The following is a 16,451-nucleotide window of genomic DNA, read 5'->3' as shown; positions in this document are numbered from 1 at the left end:
GTGCTCACCCCTTCACGCACACCACCTGCTTGAGGTGTGCGACCACCTCGACCAGATCCGTCTGCGCCCGCAACACCGAGTCGATGTCCTTGTACGCGGTCGGGATCTCGTCCACCACCCCGGCGTCCTTCCGGCATTCCACTCCCGCGGTCTGCGCGGCGAGATCATCCGCGGTGAAGGTCTTGCGCGCCTTGGTCCGGGACATCCGCCGGCCGGCGCCGTGCGAAGCCGACTCGAACGACGCGGTGTTGCCGAGCCCGCGCACGATGTACGAGCCGGTGCCCATGCTGCCCGGGATGATGCCGAGGTCCCCCGAGCCTGCCCGGATCGCGCCCTTGCGGGTGACCAGCAGGTCGACCCCTTCGTATCGCTCCTCGGCGACGTAGTTGTGATGGCAGCTGATCGCGTCGTCGAACATGGTGCCCGGCAGTGCTTCGGACACCGCGAGCTTCACCAGCGCGACCATGGTCGCGCGGTTCCGGGCCGCGTAGTCCTGCGCCCAGAACAGGTCTCGCCGGTAGGCGGTCATCTCCGGGGTGTCCGCGACGAACACCGCCAGATCCGGGTCCGGCAGATCACGGTTGTGCGGCAGCTTCCGCGCGACCGCCATGTGCCGCTCCGCCAGCTCCTTGCCGATATTGCGCGAACCGGAGTGCAGCATCAGCCAGACCCGGCCCTCGTCGGCGCCGCCCTGCTCCAGGCAGACCTCGATGAAGTGGTTGCCGCCGCCGAGGCTGCCGATCTGCCGCGCGGCCCTGCTGTGCAGGCCCTGCACCCCCTCGTGCAGCTCCCCGAACGCACTCCAGAACCGCTCCCAGCCGCCCACGCCGTGCACCTTGGCCGGGTCCACCGGCGTCTCGTGCAGGCTGAATCCGACCGGCACGGCCGATTCGATCCGCCGACGCAGCTTGCCGAGGTCTTCGGGCAGGTCGGCCGCCGTCAGCGAGGTGCGTACCGCGCTCATCCCGCAGCCGATGTCCACGCCGACCGCGGCCGGGGACACCGCGTCGCGCATCGCGATCACGCTGCCGACCGTGGCACCCTTCCCGTAGTGCACGTCCGGCATCACCGCGACACCGTGCACCCACGGCAGATTCGCCACATTCCGGAGCTGGCGCATCGCCTGATCCTCTACCGACGCGGGGTCCGCCCACATCCGGATCTCGACCCGCGCACCGCCCACTGCCGTGTACATGACTTCCCTTTCCTGACTAGGATTCTCCCCCTCAGCATTCCGGGACGGAGCGAGGGCGACAACGGGTTTTCCGCATACGGGACCCCTCCCGTGGCATCTGTGGTTCCCTTGGCCGGTCACAGCCGAGAGAGGTGGTCCCCGTCGTGGTCCAGCCGAACCAGCCCACGCCGATGTCCGGTGAGGACGCGGAACAGGAAGTGCACCGCGGAATCCGGACGATCCGCCTGGCCATCACCGGCCAGGCCGTGCTCTATCTCGCGCTCGCCGTCCTGGTCGGGTACCTGGCCACGCGCACGGACGACGGCAGCGTCGTCTGGCCGCTGGTGATCATCTCGGTGAACACGGTGCTGCTCATCACGCTGGTGGTGTGCGGTGTGCTGCTCGGCAGGCGCGAACGCGCGATCGCGATGGCGATCATCTGGCTGGAATGCGCCTTCATGGCGGTGTTGCTGATCGGCACGATCCTGTCCTTGACCCTCAGCAAGGGCTCCGGAGGTGCCGCTGGTGCGCCGGTCGGGCTGATCCTGTGGGGCTTCCTGATGCAGAGCGTGCTGAAGCCATGGCAGAAGCCGGAAATGCGGGTGGCGTTCGGGATGCGGCCGATCCGGCCCCGGCAGCCGAAACCGCGGAAGTGAGCAACCGCCCGGCCTCTGCGCTCGGGGCCGGGCGGTTCTGCTTTCAGCTCAACGGTTCTGGGCGACCAGTTCGGCGATCTGCACCGCGTTCAGCGCGGCGCCCTTGCGAAGGTTGTCCGCGGCCAGGAACAACGCCAGGCCCCGGCCGTCCGGCACGCTCGCATCGGCACGGATACGGCCGACGAAACTCGGGTCGGCACCGGCGGCCTGCAACGGCGTCGGCACGTCGGTCAGCTGCACGCCCGGCGCGTGCGCGAGCAGTTCGGTGGCTCGTTCCGGCGAGATCGGCCGGGCGAATTCCACGTTCACCGACAACGCGTGCCCGGTGAACACCGGGACCCGCACGCAGGTACCGGACACCAGCAGGTCCGCAATACCGAGGATCTTGCGGCTTTCGTTGCGCAGCTTCTGTTCCTCGTCGGTCTCCGCGGTCCCGTCGCCGACCACCGAGCCCGCCATCGGCAGCACGTTGAACGCGATCGGCGCGACGTATTTGGCCGGCGCCGGAAAGTCCACAGCGGACCCGTCGTGGGTGAGCCCGGCCGCCCGCGAGGCGACCGCGTTCACCTGCGCGGCCAGTTCGTCCACGCCGGCCAGCCCGCTGCCGGACACCGCCTGGTAGGTGCTCGCGATCAGCCGCCGCAGGCCCGCCTCGTCGTGCAATGGCTTGAGCACCGGCATCGCGGCCATGGTGGTGCAGTTGGGGTTCGCGACGATCCCCTTGCGCGCCTCCTTGATCGCCTCCGGGTTGACCTCGCTGACCACCAGCGGCACATCCGGATCCCCGCGGAAAGCCGAGGAATTGTCGATCACCAGCGCGCCCGCCGCGGCGAACCGCGGTGCCTGTGCCCGCGCGGTGGCGCCACCGGCGGAGAACAGCGCAATGTCCACACCGGACGGATCGGCGGTCTCGGTGTCCTCCACCGTGATCTCCTGCCCGCGCCAGGGCAGCACCTTCCCGGCCGAGCGGGCCGAGGCGAAGTACCGGATCTGCTCGACCGGGAAATCCCGCTCGGCGAGCAGCTTGCGCATCACGCCGCCGACCTGGCCGGTGGCCCCGACCACGCCGATCCGCAGCCCGGCCATCAGCGACCACTCCCCGCGTAGACGACGGCCTCTTCATCGCCGCCGAGTTCGAATGCCTCGTGGATCGCCCGCACCGCTTCGTCCAGCTGCGCGTCCCGGATCAGCACCGAGATGCGGATCTCCGAGGTGTTGATGATCTCGATGTTCACGCCCGCGGTGGCCAGCGCCTCGCAGAACGTCGCGGTGACCCCGGGGTGCGACCGCATGCCCGCGCCGACCAGCGAGACCTTGCCGACGTGATCGTCGTAGAGCACCGAGTCGAAGCCGATCTCCGCCTTGGTTCGCTCCAGTTCCTTGACCGCCTTGGCCCCGTTGGCCTTCGACAGCGTGAAGGTGATGTCGGTGCGGCCCGAGGACGTGCTGGACACGTTCTGCAGCACCATGTCGATGTCGATTTCGGCGTCCGCGACCACGCGGAAGATCTTGCCCGCGGCGCCCGCGTGATCCGGCACCCCGGTGACCGTGATCTTGGCTTCCGAGCGATCGTGTGCCACACCGGTGATCAGCGCTTGTTCCACGGGGATCTCCTCGATCGATCCGGCCACCGTGGTGCCCGGCTTGTCACTGTAGGAAGAACGGACTCGGATCGGCACACCGTAACGGCGCGCGTACTCGACCGAACGCAGGTGCAGGATCTTCGACCCGCTCGCCGCCAGTTCGAGCATCTCCTCGTACGGGATGGTGTCGAGTTTCCGCGCGTCCGGCACGATGCGCGGATCGGCGGTGTACACACCGTCCACATCGGAATAGATCTCGCAGGCGTCCGCGTTCAGCGCGGCGGCGAGCGCCACCGCGGTGGTGTCCGAGCCACCGCGGCCGAGGGTGGTGATGTCCTTGGTGTCCTGTGCCACGCCCTGGAAACCGGCGACCAGCGCGACGTAACCCTGTTCCAGCGCCTCGGTGACGCGGCTCGGCGTGACGTCGATGATGCGCGCGTTGCCGTGCACCGACGTGGTGACCACGCCCGCCTGCGAACCGGTGAACGACCAGGCCTGCGCGCCTTGCGCGGAAATGGCCATCGCGACCAGCGCGTTCGAAATGCGCTCACCGGCGGTGAGCAGCATGTCCATTTCCCGTTCCGGTGGCGCCGGATTCACCTGCTGGGCCAGATCGAGCAGCTCGTCGGTGGTGTCACCCATCGCGGAGCAGACGACCACCACGTCGTTGCCGGCTTTCTTGGTGGCGACGATGCGTTCTGCCACGCGCTTGATCCGGTCGGCACTTTCCAGCGACGATCCGCCGTACTTCTGGACCACGAGGGCCACGCCCGAACCTCCTTGACGGGCCGGGTCTGCTCCTTGGCGGGCACCGAGGAGCCCCCGCGTCCCTTCATTTGGACAAAGCCTACCGGCGCGGCATCCACCCGCCACCCCATCGAGTGACGCAGGCCGCCCGGCCGGCGCCATTCGGAAGTAAATCTTCCTTGACGCCAGCGGAATACTCGGAGAGCTTCCGCCGGAGTGATAGAGAGCACTACCGGGGGACTACCGTGCGCAGCGTGCGTAAACCTGCCGAGACGAGCGTCCCCGTCGCGACTGCCATCGCCGAGCGCTGGAGCCCCCGTGCCTACGACGAGACCGCCACGATCACCGACGCGCAGCTGACCGCGTTGCTGGAGGCCGCGCGCTGGGCGCCGTCCTTCGGCAACACCCAGCCCGCGCGCTACCTCGTGGGCCGCCGCGGCGACCAGGCCTTCGCCCGCATCCTGGCGGCGCTCAACTCCGGCAACCAGGCCTGGGCGTTTCGCGCGAGCGCCCTGCTGGTCGGGGTGATGGTGACCACGAACGAGAAGGGCGAGGTGCCCTACGCCGAGTACGGACTGGGCCTGGCCAGCGAAAACCTCGTGCTGCAGGCGGTCGACCTCGGTCTGATCGGGCACCAGATGGCGGGCTTCTCCCCGGACGCGGTGCGCACGTCGTTCGGCCTGCCCGAGGACGCCATACCGCGGGTCGCGATCGCGGTGGGGTCCGCGGCGGACGCATCGGTGCTGGACGACCCGAAGCGGGTGGAACGGGAGCTGGCGCCCCGGCGGCGGCTGCCGCTGGCGGAGTTCGCCTTCGGGGACGGGTGGGGGACCCCGGCGTTGTGACGCCACCCACACGGCGAAATCACCGCCCGGCCGGTGGATAGGCATCGGTCAGGATCGAGCCTTGAACCGGCCCCTCCTTCGCCTTGCCGACGCCGGCGACGATCCGGACCACGACGACCTGCCACAGGCTCTGGACGGCACCGAGCGCGAGGGTCGCGAACCCCCAGGCGAGGGTGCAGAGGCCGGCGATCCTGGTCCGTCGGTAGCGGTCACCCCAGGCACCCAGCGGAACCGCCCCGAGCGAAACCATGACTCCGGCGAGGGCACCGATGACGGCGATGGCCGTCGAGCCGAGGCGCAGCGAGTCTCGGATCTCCGGTGCGAAGAAGGCGAACAGCGCGTTGTCCACGCTGTCGAGTAGTGCCAGCCCGATGGTCCTCCGGCCGCCGATCGTCAGCACTTCCTTGAAGGTCACCGACTGCGTGGACTGGGTTTCGAGAACGGCTCCGGCTTCTCGGGCGACGCCGTCCTCCGGGCACGGAGGCCGAGTTTCGCTGATCGGCTGCGGTCAGGTGATCGTCATTGGTCATGAGACGGCTCTTTCCGTCTGCTGGCGATGCTCAGTCATCGAGTGGCCGCTCTTCTTGGCCTGCCCTGAGATGCCACCGGACAGTATTATGCTGAATAACATAGACACAACGGATCGACATAGTGGCGCTGTCAACCCGACCCGGTACCGCAACCGGGGTGGAATGGCGCGCCGAAGCGCCGGCGGACGCGCTTGAATGGCGCCGCTACCAACGGAAAGGCTCAGGAGCGGCGTTCGCGCGAGCCCGTACCGTTGCGCTTGCTCGCGGCGCCTGCGCGCCTCTTGGCGGGCGCGGGCTGATCCCGCCACACATCCGCGACGTTCTTGCCCAGCAGGCCTGCCATCGCGCGCAACGATGCGTCGAGGTCCACCCCGTCGGGGTCGATCAGCGCCCCGAGGTGGATGCCCAGGGTCGCCCCCTGGACCGCGGCCGCGAAGTCCTGCTCCTGCTTGGCCGCGAACGCGGGATCGACACCCTTGGGCCGCTGAACCCGCAACCACAGTTCGAGGCCCTTGCGACCGCGTGCGAAGAACTCCTGGTACTGGTTACGGACGCCACCGGTGCTGCTCAGTGCCTCGGTCAGCATCATGAACAGCAGCGTCGGCCGGCCGCCCCGCACCCACTTCGCGTAGTCCTGGAAGACCTCGGCCAGCTCCGGCAGCGCGTCGTCGTAGCGCACCGACTCCCGGAACCGGTCCATGGCGCGTTCGACGACGGCCACCATCAGGCCGTCCTTGTTCTTGAAATGCCACGGGATACTGCCCCGGCTGATGCCGGAACGCTCGGAGATGTCGATGAACGACGTGCGGTCGAACCCGCGCTCCGCGAACAGCTCCTCGGCAGCATCAAGGATCCGCCGACGACTCTCGTCGCCGATCTCGTCGATCCGGCGCCGCCCTGGAGAACCCACGCTCGCCATCCTAGCCGGGCACCTCCTTCCCCTCCGCATACCGTAGCGCTACCCGATCACCAGCTCACGGCGTCAAGCCGCCTCCAACAGGGTGCCGGTCCCGATCCCGCCGGCGCAGCACATCACCGACAGACCCAGCCCCGGCTGCGTCCGCAGATGGTGCGCGAGGTCGGCGAGCTGGCGGACCCCGGATGCCCCGAAGGGGTGACCCATGCTGATCGCGCCGCCGTGCAGGTTGAGCCGGTCCCACGCCTCGCCGTAGGTCTTCTGCCAGGCACAGACCACCGCGGCGAACGCCTCGCGCACCTCGACCAGCGAAAGGTCGCCGATCGCGAGCCCTCCGGCGCCAGGAGCCTGCTGGTCGCGACGAGCGGGCCTTCCAGCTGGCTCGCCGATCCCGCGGTGTGATGCCCTCGGGGTCGAACGGCGTCTTCAGCCCGGCCATCTTCTCCGCCGTGCTGTCGCCGCGAATGCCCTCGTCCCGGGTGAACAGCGGGCCGCCCGTCCCTTCGAACGGGACGACGTGGCCGTCGAAAACGCCCGCTTCCCATGCCGTGACGGCGCTGAGATCGGCCTGACCCGACATGATGAGCGCCGCACCGAGGTTGAACGCCTGCTGGGAAGATCCGCACTGGGTGTCGATTGTGGGACGCTGGTGTCGTGTACGGCAGCCCGGAGGCCAGCCATCCGCTGCGCCCGATGTTCTCCGATTGGTCGCCGGACTGGTAGACGGAGCCGACCAGCGCCTGCTCGATGCACGTCCGCGTAGGACCGGCCCGCGCGGCCGATCGGGGTCCGCACCGCACTGACGATCGCGACGCGCTGGGTCATTGAGCCGGCTCCTTCACTCCGTCCGATCCGTCCACTCCGGACAGAAAGCGCTCCGCGTGGGTCATCGCGGCGGCGATTTCCACGGTGCGCTCGCGGAGATGGTCTGCGAGCTGGTCACGGGTCGCGAGGTAGGGCGCATTGGTCCCGACCGCGCCCAGCACCTGTTCACCGACCCTGTCCGGCGATGCGCCGTACTGGTTGAGGGCGCGATGCGCGGTGTCGAGAATCTCGGTGACCCGGTTCGAGTGGGCCAGCCGCCTCCAGATGCGCGACGAGGCCATCGCCCGGATGCGGCACGACGGCTGAGGCGACCTGATCTCCTTGTCCCCCAAGGGAAACACGCGAATCCGCACGGCGGTTCAAGGGACAGGCGTGCCCTGGTGACGGGGCACCGATGAAGTAATCGCCGGGCCGGTTCAGGCGCCCGCGCCACCGATGCGGCGGAGGATTCTCGCCAGCAGGCCGCTCGCGATCAGCCAGAAGATCGCCGCGATCCCGAAGTTCACCAGGACGCGCAGCTTCTCGTCGCTCGGGGTGAACAGGTCGCGGAAACCGAGCGACAGCCCACCGGCCCAGCTGGAGACGAACGACACGATGCCGTTGGCCGTGTTGGCCGAGCCGATCACGAAGATCACGTGCAGCACCAGGATCGCGGCGAAGACCAGGCCGGCCCAGCGCACGAGCGAGGCGAGGAAGCCGCACGCCTGCTCCCGGATGCGGCGCCAGTTCACCGGAGCGCGCTTCGCACGCGCCTCGGTTTCCTCCTTCTGCTCCGCCTCCGTGTGCTCACCCATGCCGGGAAGCATGGCACGTCGCCGAGCCTGCTGCTACCCGCGGGTAACCCCCGGACGTGCACCGGGAGGTCACAGTTCGATCGCACCACCGGCTTCCCAATCGGCCCTGCTCATGGTTATGGTGTGCCCGTGGCTTGCGCTCTCCTGCTTCGCTGCCGCGACGGGGCCTGATCCGACCGGCTCCTCGTCGCGGGGCTTCGTGGTGCCGGTCAACCGCACCCCTCCTCAGGAGAATTCCCAGCAATGAGCACCGATCCCCGCACGTCCACCAGCCGTATTCGCAAGCCCTCCCGTCCCGCGCCCGCCGGGCAGCCGTCCTGGAACTCCCAGCGCGGCACGTCGATGCCGGTGCACCGCTACCGGCCGTGGCACCAGCTGGTGGAGAACATCGACCTGCCCGACCGCACCTGGCCGGCCAAGCGCATCGAGCGTGCCCCACTGTGGTGCGCGGTCGACCTGCGCGACGGCAACCAGGCGCTGATCGACCCGATGTCGCCCGCGCGCAAGCGCAAGTTCTTCGACCTGCTGGTCCGCATGGGCTACAAGGAGATCGAGGTCGGCTTCCCGGCCGCCTCGCAGACCGACTTCGACTTCGTCCGCGAGATCATCGAAGAGGGCGCGATCCCGGACGACGTGCACATCCAGGTGCTGTCCCAGTGCCGTCCGGAGCTGATCGAGCGCACGTTCCAAGCCCTCGAAAGCGCGCCACGGGCGATCGTGCACATCTACAACTCGACCTCGATCCTGCAGCGCCGCGTGGTCTTCCGCGAGGAGCGCGAAGGGATCAAGAAGATCGCCACGCAGGGCGCGGAAATGGTGGCCGAGCTGGCGGCGAAGCAGCCGGACACGGACTTCCGCTTCCAGTACTCGCCGGAGTCCTACACCGGCACCGAGCTGTCCTACGCGGTCGAGGTCTGCGACGCGGTCACCGGGATCTGGCAGCCCACGCCGGAAAAGCCGGTGATCCTCAACCTGCCGGCCACCGTCGAGATGGCCACCCCGAACGTGTACGCCGACTCGATCGAGTGGATGAGCCGAAACCTGGCCCGCCGTGATTCGGTGATCCTCTCGCTGCACCCGCACAACGACCGCGGCACCGGCATCGCCGCGGCCGAACTGGGATACCAGGCGGGCGCGGACCGGATCGAGGGCTGCCTGTTCGGCAACGGCGAGCGCACCGGCAACGTGGACCTGGTCGCGCTGGGCATGAACCTCTACAGCCAGGGCATCGACCCGCAGATCGACTTCTCCGACATGGACGAGATCAAGCGGACCGTCGAATACTGCAACCAGCTGCCGGTGCACGAGCGTTCGCCGTGGGGCGGGGACCTGGTGTTCACCGCGTTCTCCGGCAGCCACCAGGACGCGATCAACAAGGGCCTGGACGCGCTGAAGGACGCCGCGGGCAAGGCGGGCACGCCGGTCGAGGAGTTCGCCTGGGAGGTGCCGTACCTGCCGATCGACCCGAAGGACGTCGGCCGCAGCTACGAGGCCGTGATCCGGGTGAACTCGCAGTCCGGCAAGGGCGGCGTGGCCTACATCATGAAGGCCGAGCACCAGCTGGACCTGCCGCGGCGCCTGCAGATCGAGTTCTCCAAGGTGGTGCAGGCCTACACCGACACCGAGGGCGGCGAGGTCGCCCCGGCGACGATGTGGAACGCGTTCTCCGCCGAGTACCTGGAGCCCGCCACCCCGCTGGAGCTGGTCAAGCAGCGGGTCACCGACAACGGCGGCGGCGAGTACGACATCGAGGCCACGGTGCGGGTCGAGGGCGACGAACACGAGATCACCGGCCGCGGCAACGGCCCGATCGCGGCGTTCTTCGACGCACTGTCCACTGTGGGCTACGACCTGCGGCTGCTGGACTACAGCGAGCACACGCTCAGCCCCGGCGACGACTCGCGGGCCGCGTCCTACATCGAATGCGCGATCTCCGACCGCGTGTTCTGGGGCGTGGGCGTGGACCCGTCGATCGTCGCCGCTTCGCTGCGCGCGGTGGTCAGCGCGGTCAACCGGGCACACCGCTGACCCACGCCCGATGCGCGCCGAACGGCTGGTGGCCCTCCTGTTCATCCTGCACCGCAAACGCGCGGGCACGGTGGGTGAGCTGGCCGGCGAGCTGGGCGTGACCGAGCGGACGATGCGCCGTGACCTCGCCGCGCTGCGCGAGGCCGGCGTACCGCTCTGGAGCGAGCCGGGGCGCCACGGCGGGGTCCGGCTGGTGGACGGCTGGCGTTCGCAGCTCGACGGCCTCACTTCACGGGAGGCCGTCGCGCTGCTCGCGCTCGATGTGCCGGACGCGCTGGCCGGGCTCGGCCTTGGCACCGCGGTCGCCGCGGCGCATGCGAAGGTGTCCGCGAGCCTGCCCGCGCAGCTGCAGGAACAGGCGCAGATGGTGGCCGGGCGCTTCCACCTGGACGCCACCGCCTGGTTCCGTTCCCCGGACGAGGCCGACGCTTTGCCCGCCGTGGCCAAGGCGGTCTGGACCCAGCGCCGTCTCGACGTGCGGTACCGGCGGCGGGACACGGTGGCCCAGCGCGTGCTCGACCCGCTGGGGTTGGTGCTGAAGGCCGGGGTCTGGTACCTCGTCGCCCGGGCCGGCAAGGGCGGGATCCGCACCTACCGCGTCTCCCGGATGATGGCGGTGGCCGAGACCGGCGATGCTTTCGAGCGTCCGGCGGAGTTCTCGCTCGCCGATTGGTGGCGCACGTCTTCGGCGGCGTTCGAGAAGGTGTCGTATCCGCTGCGCGTCACCGCCCGGCTCGACCGCGCCGCGGTTTCCGCACTGCGCCGGGTGTTCGGCGAGGAATACCTGGCCGAGGTCGTGGTCTCCCTTGGCCGCCCGGACTCCGAGGGCTGGACGGAGGCCGAATTGGCCTTGGAGAACAAGGAAATCGCGGTCGGCCAGCTGACCTCGCTCGGCCCCGGCGTGATCGTGCGGGCGCCCGCGGAGATCCGTGCGGCGGTCGCCGCGGTGGGCCGGGCGCTGGCCAATCGGAACCGGTGACTCAGCGGTAGCCCGTCACGTCCGCGGGCTTTCCGGTGTCCTGCACCTCCACCACATACCGCCACGCATCCGGGCGGCTGCCGTCCACGTCGTCAATCCCGTACACCGCCGCCAACTGTCCACTTGAGACAGTCTGGCCACTCCAGCGGCCACGATCCGGATCAGCGGCCAGCGCGGCAACCGCACGCCCCGCGAAGGTCGGTGTCTCGGAGATCGCGAAGTGCGGCTCACGGGCGGTCGCGTCCCGCCAGTTCTCTTCGGTGACACCGTAAATGTCGAGCATCGCTTCCGAACGCAGCCAGCCCGGCGTGAACGCGACCGCGTGGCAGCCGTACTCCGCCAGCTCCGCCGCCTCCCCGGCCGCCAGCGGATGCGCGGCCGCTTTGGCCAGGTAGTACGCAAGTGCGGTGCCCTTGCGGTAGGCGGCGTTGTACTCGGCGGTGCCGTCGGTCAGCTCGACCACCAGCCCACCCGGGCGGCGGATCAGCAGCGGCAGCAGGTGGTGGCTGGTGATCAGGTGCGCGTCGATCGCCAGCCGGATCATCCGCAGGCTCTTGTCCAGCGAATGCGCCCAGACCGGTTTGCCCCATTCCAGCTGGGGATCACCGCCCCAGATCCCGTTGACGAGCAGATCCAGCCGGCCCTGCTCGGCCTCGATCCGCGCCGCGAGCGCGGCCACCTCGGCGCTGTCGAGGTGATCGACCCGCACCGCGGTGCCCTTGCCGCCGGCCGCCTCGATCAGCTCCACCGTGCCCTCGATCGTCTCCGGACGGTCCACTTCGGACTTCCCGGCCCGGCTGCTGCGGCCGGTCACGTAAACCTGCGCCCCGGCCCGGCCGAGCTCAACCGCGATCGCCCGGCTCGCCCCGCGTGTGCCACCGGCCACCAGTGCGACCTTGCCGGACAGTTCCCCGCTCATCTCAGTGCTTCCCTTCGTCGGCTGAAACACCAGCTTCCCCGGAAACCCGGACAGTTTACGTCCGGGTTTCCGGACTTGCTGTGTCCCGGCTGTGCCTTGCTGTGAGAAGCCGGTGAACGGGCTTCGTCCGGCTGGTTTCAGCCGTTAATGGAGACAGAGGGTCGAGGGAAGGCGGAGCGATGGACCTGACGAACGCGGGGCTGGTGCTGTTGTTCGTCGTGTCGCTGGTTCCCGTACTGCCCACGGAGGCGACCGTGCTGTCCATGGGCGTGACCGCGGCGCAAGGCGGCACTTCGCTGGCTCTGGTCATCGCCGTCGGGGCGGCCGGGGGCGTGCTGTCGGATCAGGCGCTGTACGCACTCGGCCGGTTCGGCGGCGCCCGGATACTGACCAGGCTGCGGGGCCGCCGCAAATTCGCCACCGGCCTCGACTGGCTCAGCGACCACGTACAGCAGCACCCGCGCCAGGTGCTCGTCGCCGCCCGCTGGCTACCTTCCGGCGGCACGATCGGCGCACTGCTCGCAGGCTCGATGCGCTGGCCCGCCGGAGTATTCCGCACCGCGTCCGCCGTCGGTGTCACGCTCTGGACGTCGTACGCGGCTTTCCTCGGCTACGCAGGCGGGGAACTGATCACCGAACCCGGCTACAGCCTGCTGATCTCCCTGGGCGTCGCGACGATCCTCAGCACGGCGATCACCTTCGGCATCCGACGGGGCGTGCACGCGCACTAGCCCCTTCACCGCTTTCCCGGGGCAATGCTGTGAGGGGAACCTAACTCTTCACGGACTCAGAGTCCAGGGCCCCGGCAAAGTTGGTCGGGGGCCCGGCAGCGGGCGATGCGGAGGTGTGTGTGCGACCACCTCGTGGCGTGCGCCGGACCGGTTTCGGGTCCGTGAAGGGACCCTTCACGGACTCTGAGTCTGTGAAGGGACCCTTCACGGACCTCCACACCGACTTTGCCGACACCCTGGACTCAGCGTCCGTGAAGGTGCCCTTCACAGTTTTGCGACTCAGGCGACCACGTCGTTCTTCTCCGCGGTCTCGGGCTCCTCCGGGTGCGCGCGGCTCATGCGCTTCTTCAGCACGATGGTGACCACCACGCCGATCACCAGCGCCACGCCGAGCGCGGCCCACTGGAAGCCCTTCAGCCACTGGTCGGCGACCACGCCGAGGTAGTAGATCAACGCCGTGGTGCCACCCGCCCAGACGATCCCGCCCAGCGCGTTCGCAATGAAGAAGCGCGGGTAGTGCATGTTCAGCGAACCGGCGAGCGGACCGGCCAGGATGCGCAGGACCGCGACGAAGCGGCCGAAGAACACCGCCCACATCCCGCGCTTCTGGAACATCCGTTCGGCGTTCGCGATATGGGAGGGGCCGAAATGCTTGGGGAACTTGCGGCCCGCCCAGGCGAAGAGCCGCTTGCCGCCCTTGCGCCCGATGATGTAGCCGATGCTGTCGCCGATGATCGCGCCCGCGGTGGCCAGTCCGCCGATCCACAGCGGGTTCAGGCCGGCGTGCGAGGACGCCAGCAGCGCCGCGCTCACCAGCACGATCTCGCCGGGCAGCGGGACGCCGAGGCTCTCGATCATCACCACGAGGCCGACCAGCAGGTAGACCGAGATGGGCGGAATCGCCTCCAGCCAGTGCTCGATACTCACGTGCGCCAAACTCCCTGCTTTTCGCCTGTTACATGCCGGTACTGAGCAGCGTACCGGGGATCGCCACCGACCGGCGTCACCCTTCAGTCGGGGGTGGGGTCCACCTTGAGACAGATATTTCCGGACATAACACCCAAAATCGGCGTTTGTAGGATGTCTTGCGGAAGCCAACGCCGTCCGAGCACGAGGAGAGCAGAGGGATGTCCGAGCAAGAGATCCGTGAGCTGCTGGCCGAGCGCACCGCCGCGATGCAGGCGAAGGACCCGGCACGGCTGGTGGCCGGCTACGACCCCGGCGCGGTGAAGTTCGACCTCGCGCCGCCGCTGCGCAACACCGGTACCTCGGCGGAGTACCTCACGCAGTGGTTCGGCTCGTTCGCGAGCCCGGTTTCCTACACCTATCACGACGAAGCCATCACCACCTCGGGCGAGCTGGCTGTGGTGACCGCGCTGGCGAAGATGTCGGCCGTGCCGCAGGGCGCGAGCGAACCGTTCACGCTGTGGTTCCGCAGCACACTGGTCCTGCGCCACGGTGACGACGGCTGGCGCATCGTGCACGAGCACAACTCGACGCCGTTCTACATGGACGGCACGATGCGCGCCGCGGTCGACCTCCAGCCCTGAGCGGGAGCCGTCGCACGGACGGCTCCCGCACCCGGCATCAGAGGATCTCGGTCACCGACCCCACATCCGGCGCGGCGGCGTCCGGGTTCACCGAAGCGGCTTCGACCAGCTCCGGTTCGACCTTGTGCGGCTGAATCAGGCCGTCACGGACGTCCTCGGCGTAGTGACAGGCCACTCGGTGCCCGCCCCCGATCTCGCGCAGCTGCGGACGGTCGGTGTCACACAGGGTGGCCTGCCGCCACGGGCACCGGGTGTGGAAGCGGCAGCCGCTGGGCGGGTTGGCCGGGGACGGCAGGTCGCCGGCCAGCAGGATCTGCTCGCGGCTGTCCTCGATCACCGGGTCCGGCACCGGGATCGCGGACAGCAGCGCCCGCGTGTAGGGGTGCAGCGGATTTTCGTACAGCTCCTGCGAGCCGGTCTCCTCGACCAGCGCGCCGAGATACATCACGCCGATCCGGTCGGAGATGTGCCGCACCACGGCCAGATCGTGCGCGATCACCAGGTAGGTCAGGCCCAGCTCCTGCTGCAGCTGCTCCAGCAGGTTCACCACCTGCGCCTGCACCGAAACGTCCAATGCGGACACCGGCTCGTCGGCCACGATCAGGTCCGGTTCCACCGCCAGCGCCCGCGCGATGCCGATGCGCTGGCGCTGGCCGCCGGAGAACTCGTGCGGGTATTTCCGCAATGAGGACTCCGGCAGGCCGACAGCGGCGAGCAGCTCCCGTAACCGCCGCGCGGTGGCTTCCTTGTCGCGGTCGAGGCCGTGCGCGTGCATGCCCTCGAGCAGAATCGACTCGACCGGCTGGCGCGGATCGAGACTGGACATCGGGTCCTGGAAGATCATCTGCATCCGGCGCCGGGACTTGCGCAGCTGCTCGCCCTTGAGCCGTGCCACGTCCGTGCCGTCGAAGACGACCTGGCCGCCGGTCGGTTCGTTCAGCCGCAGGATCGCGCGGCCGAGGGTGGACTTGCCACAGCCGGATTCACCGACCAGGCCGTAGGTCTCGCCACGCCGGATGGCCAGGTCCACCCCGTCCACCGCGAACACGTGCCCGACCGTCCGGTCGACGACCACCCCGCGTTTGATCGGGAAGTGCACCTTGAGGTCGGTGACCTCCAGCAGGACCTCCCCGGCGGGCGCCGGGGCGGCCGGAGTCGGCGGATTCGACACCGTCATCGGGTCCCTCCTCCGGCGGCCACCACGGGCTCCACCGGGTTGTGGCAGCGCAGCAGGCCGGTGCGGTCCGGAACGAGTTCCGGGGAACCCTCCCGGCAGGCCGGCACGGCGTTCGGGCAGCGCGGCGCGAAGGCGCAGCCACCCTGCCACGGGATGTTGTCGGCCACCGAACCGCGGATCGGCACCAGCTTCTCGCCGCGCCCCTCGTCCAGCCGCGGGATCGAGGCGAGCAGACCGTGCGTGTAGGGGTGCCGCGGCTGCGCGAACAGCTCGTGCCGCTGGTTGCGCTCCACGATCCGGCCGCCGTAAAGCACGTTCACCTCGTCGCACAGCCCGGCCACCACGCCGAGATCGTGCGTGATCATGATCAGCGCGGTACCGGTGTCGCGCACCAGTTCCCGCAGCAGCGCGAGGATCTGCGCCTGAATGGTCACGTCGAGCGCGGTGGTCGGCTCGTCGGCGATGAGCAGCCGCGGACGGCAGGCGAGCGCGATCGCGATCAGCGCGCGCTGCCGCATCCCGCCGGAAAGCTGGTGCGGGTACTCGGAAAGCCGCCGCGAGGGGTCCGGGATACCGACCTTGTCCAGCAGCTCGGTGGCCTCGATCCGGGCCTTTTTGCGGGGCATGTCCCGGTGCCGCTCCAGCACCTCGGTGATCTGCAGCCCGATCGGGATGACCGGGTTCAGCGAGGACAACGGGTCCTGGAACACCATGCCGAGATCGCGGCCACGGCGATCGCGCATCTGCCGGTCGGACAGGGTCAGCAGATCGGTGCCCTCGAACCGGACCGAGCCGCCGACCCGGTTGCCGCGCTTGGCCAGCAGCCGCATGATCGCCAGCGACGTCACCGATTTGCCGCAGCCGGACTCGCCGACCAGCCCGACCGTCTGACCGGGTTCGACATCGAAGCTCACGCCGTCCACCGCGGTGAACGGCTGCTCGCCCCGGCGCTGGAACACGACCTCCAGGTCGCGGACTTCAAGGAGTGCCATCGGGA

19 protein-coding genes are annotated in these 16,451 nt (G+C 69.2%); 6 read left to right on the top strand and 13 right to left on the bottom strand.

Translation table 11 applies throughout. The annotated features are described in order from the left end of the window. Positions 1-4 precede the first annotated feature (4 nt). Positions 5-1,195 (bottom strand): RtcB family protein, encoded by a 1,191-nt coding sequence (locus D5S19_RS13115; protein ID WP_120023620.1) that lies wholly within the window; start codon positions 1,193-1,195, stop codon positions 5-7. 143 nt (positions 1,196-1,338) lie between these two features. Here D5S19_RS13115 and D5S19_RS13110 point away from each other — a divergent pair, with 143 nt between their 5' ends. Continuing rightward, positions 1,339-1,830, top strand: a complete 492-nt coding sequence (locus D5S19_RS13110) for a hypothetical protein (protein ID WP_147397380.1) — start codon at positions 1,339-1,341, stop codon at positions 1,828-1,830. Between the two features lie 48 nt (positions 1,831-1,878). On the opposite strand, the gene D5S19_RS13105 is transcribed toward D5S19_RS13110, so the two are convergent. Next, entirely contained in the window at positions 1,879-2,916 is a 1,038-nt protein-coding gene (locus D5S19_RS13105; RefSeq protein ID WP_199730476.1) for an aspartate-semialdehyde dehydrogenase, read from the bottom strand. Next, complete coding sequence (locus tag D5S19_RS13100; protein ID WP_098512764.1) at positions 2,916-4,181, bottom strand: aspartate kinase; 1,266 nt, start codon at positions 4,179-4,181, stop codon at positions 2,916-2,918. The genes D5S19_RS13105 and D5S19_RS13100 overlap by 1 nt, the downstream gene beginning before the upstream one ends. A 233-nt stretch (positions 4,182-4,414) precedes the next feature. Here D5S19_RS13100 and D5S19_RS13095 point away from each other — a divergent pair, with 233 nt between their 5' ends. Further along, on the top strand, positions 4,415-5,005 hold the full coding sequence (locus tag D5S19_RS13095; RefSeq protein ID WP_120023667.1) for a nitroreductase family protein: 591 nt from the start codon (positions 4,415-4,417) through the stop codon (positions 5,003-5,005). A gap of 19 nt (positions 5,006-5,024) precedes the next feature. Here the strand turns inward: D5S19_RS13095 and D5S19_RS13090 are convergent, their stop codons facing one another. The 6 genes from D5S19_RS13090 to D5S19_RS33100 form a co-directional block, all read right to left on the bottom strand. Then, entirely contained in the window at positions 5,025-5,420 is a 396-nt protein-coding gene (locus D5S19_RS13090) for an MFS transporter (protein WP_158605525.1), read from the bottom strand. A 335-nt stretch (positions 5,421-5,755) separates the two neighbouring features. Further along, positions 5,756-6,445: a TetR/AcrR family transcriptional regulator gene (locus D5S19_RS13085; RefSeq protein ID WP_158605524.1), complete on the bottom strand. Its 690-nt coding sequence runs from the start codon at positions 6,443-6,445 to the stop codon at positions 5,756-5,758. A gap of 72 nt (positions 6,446-6,517) precedes the next feature. Further along, entirely contained in the window at positions 6,518-6,841 is a 324-nt protein-coding gene (locus D5S19_RS13080) for a beta-ketoacyl-[acyl-carrier-protein] synthase family protein (RefSeq protein WP_120023615.1), read from the bottom strand. Positions 6,842-7,272: 431 nt separating this feature from the next. Then, positions 7,273-7,629, bottom strand: a complete 357-nt coding sequence (locus tag D5S19_RS13075; RefSeq protein WP_147397379.1) for a hypothetical protein — start codon at positions 7,627-7,629, stop codon at positions 7,273-7,275. Positions 7,630-7,692: 63 nt separating this feature from the next. Beyond that, positions 7,693-8,070 carry a hypothetical protein gene (locus D5S19_RS13070; protein WP_120023613.1) on the bottom strand — a complete coding sequence of 126 codons (378 nt, stop codon included), beginning with the start codon at positions 8,068-8,070 and terminating at the stop codon, positions 7,693-7,695. 69 nt (positions 8,071-8,139) lie between these two features. Next, complete coding sequence (locus D5S19_RS33100; protein ID WP_233573871.1) at positions 8,140-8,283, bottom strand: hypothetical protein; 144 nt, start codon at positions 8,281-8,283, stop codon at positions 8,140-8,142. 30 nt (positions 8,284-8,313) lie between these two features. Here D5S19_RS33100 and leuA point away from each other — a divergent pair, with 30 nt between their 5' ends. Both leuA and D5S19_RS13060 read left to right on the top strand, forming a co-directional pair. Further along, a complete protein-coding gene (gene leuA, locus D5S19_RS13065; RefSeq protein WP_199730475.1) occupies positions 8,314-10,098 on the top strand; it encodes a 2-isopropylmalate synthase in 1,785 nt (594 codons plus the stop codon). Positions 10,099-10,108: 10 nt separating this feature from the next. Then, positions 10,109-11,077 (top strand): helix-turn-helix transcriptional regulator, encoded by a 969-nt coding sequence (locus D5S19_RS13060; RefSeq protein ID WP_120023612.1) that lies wholly within the window; start codon positions 10,109-10,111, stop codon positions 11,075-11,077. 1 nt (position 11,078) lies between these two features. Here D5S19_RS13060 and D5S19_RS13055 read toward each other — a convergent pair whose 3' ends face one another. Next, positions 11,079-11,996: an SDR family oxidoreductase gene (locus tag D5S19_RS13055; protein WP_120023611.1), complete on the bottom strand. Its 918-nt coding sequence runs from the start codon at positions 11,994-11,996 to the stop codon at positions 11,079-11,081. A gap of 179 nt (positions 11,997-12,175) precedes the next feature. On the opposite strand from D5S19_RS13055, the gene D5S19_RS13050 reads away from it, so the two are divergent. Beyond that, the gene (locus tag D5S19_RS13050) at positions 12,176-12,727 is read left to right on the top strand and encodes a DedA family protein (protein ID WP_120023610.1); all 552 of its coding nucleotides are present in this window, start codon (positions 12,176-12,178) and stop codon (positions 12,725-12,727) included. Between the two features lie 279 nt (positions 12,728-13,006). On the opposite strand, the gene D5S19_RS13045 is transcribed toward D5S19_RS13050, so the two are convergent. Continuing rightward, positions 13,007-13,654 carry a DedA family protein gene (locus tag D5S19_RS13045; RefSeq protein ID WP_120023609.1) on the bottom strand — a complete coding sequence of 216 codons (648 nt, stop codon included), beginning with the start codon at positions 13,652-13,654 and terminating at the stop codon, positions 13,007-13,009. Positions 13,655-13,854: 200 nt separating this feature from the next. Here D5S19_RS13045 and D5S19_RS13040 point away from each other — a divergent pair, with 200 nt between their 5' ends. Next, entirely contained in the window at positions 13,855-14,277 is a 423-nt protein-coding gene (locus D5S19_RS13040; RefSeq protein WP_120023608.1) for a YybH family protein, read from the top strand. 37 nt (positions 14,278-14,314) lie between these two features. Here the strand turns inward: D5S19_RS13040 and D5S19_RS13035 are convergent, their stop codons facing one another. After that, positions 14,315-15,454, bottom strand: coding sequence for an ABC transporter ATP-binding protein (locus D5S19_RS13035; protein WP_120023607.1), 1,140 nt, complete (start codon positions 15,452-15,454; stop codon positions 14,315-14,317). Continuing rightward, positions 15,451-16,446: an ABC transporter ATP-binding protein gene (locus tag D5S19_RS13030; protein ID WP_120023606.1), complete on the bottom strand. Its 996-nt coding sequence runs from the start codon at positions 16,444-16,446 to the stop codon at positions 15,451-15,453. Before D5S19_RS13030 ends, D5S19_RS13035 begins: the two co-directional genes overlap by 4 nt. Between the last annotated feature and the right edge of the window lie 5 nt (positions 16,447-16,451).

It is taken from the genome of Amycolatopsis panacis (genome assembly GCF_003600245.1).
Taxonomy (GTDB): domain Bacteria; phylum Actinomycetota; class Actinomycetes; order Mycobacteriales; family Pseudonocardiaceae; genus Amycolatopsis; species Amycolatopsis sulphurea.
This window is presented reverse-complemented; position numbering and strand designations above follow the sequence as displayed.

What these genes read in the sequence shown, in the direction of transcription:
- D5S19_RS13115 (WP_120023620.1), bottom strand. Translation starts at nt 1,195, where the DNA reads ATGTACACGGCAGTGGGCGGTGCGCGGGTCGAGATCCGGATGTGGGCG.
- D5S19_RS13105 (WP_199730476.1), bottom strand. Translation starts at nt 2,916, where the DNA reads ATGGCCGGGCTGCGGATCGGCGTGGTCGGGGCCACCGGCCAGGTCGGC.
- D5S19_RS13070 (WP_120023613.1), bottom strand. Translation starts at nt 8,070, where the DNA reads ATGGGTGAGCACACGGAGGCGGAGCAGAAGGAGGAAACCGAGGCGCGT.
- leuA (WP_199730475.1), top strand. Translation starts at nt 8,314, where the DNA reads ATGAGCACCGATCCCCGCACGTCCACCAGCCGTATTCGCAAGCCCTCC.
- D5S19_RS13060 (WP_120023612.1), top strand. Translation starts at nt 10,109, where the DNA reads ATGCGCGCCGAACGGCTGGTGGCCCTCCTGTTCATCCTGCACCGCAAA.
- D5S19_RS13055 (WP_120023611.1), bottom strand. Translation starts at nt 11,996, where the DNA reads ATGAGCGGGGAACTGTCCGGCAAGGTCGCACTGGTGGCCGGTGGCACA.
- D5S19_RS13050 (WP_120023610.1), top strand. Translation starts at nt 12,176, where the DNA reads ATGGACCTGACGAACGCGGGGCTGGTGCTGTTGTTCGTCGTGTCGCTG.
- D5S19_RS13040 (WP_120023608.1), top strand. Translation starts at nt 13,855, where the DNA reads ATGTCCGAGCAAGAGATCCGTGAGCTGCTGGCCGAGCGCACCGCCGCG.
- D5S19_RS13035 (WP_120023607.1), bottom strand. Translation starts at nt 15,454, where the DNA reads ATGACGGTGTCGAATCCGCCGACTCCGGCCGCCCCGGCGCCCGCCGGG.
- D5S19_RS13030 (WP_120023606.1), bottom strand. Translation starts at nt 16,446, where the DNA reads ATGGCACTCCTTGAAGTCCGCGACCTGGAGGTCGTGTTCCAGCGCCGG.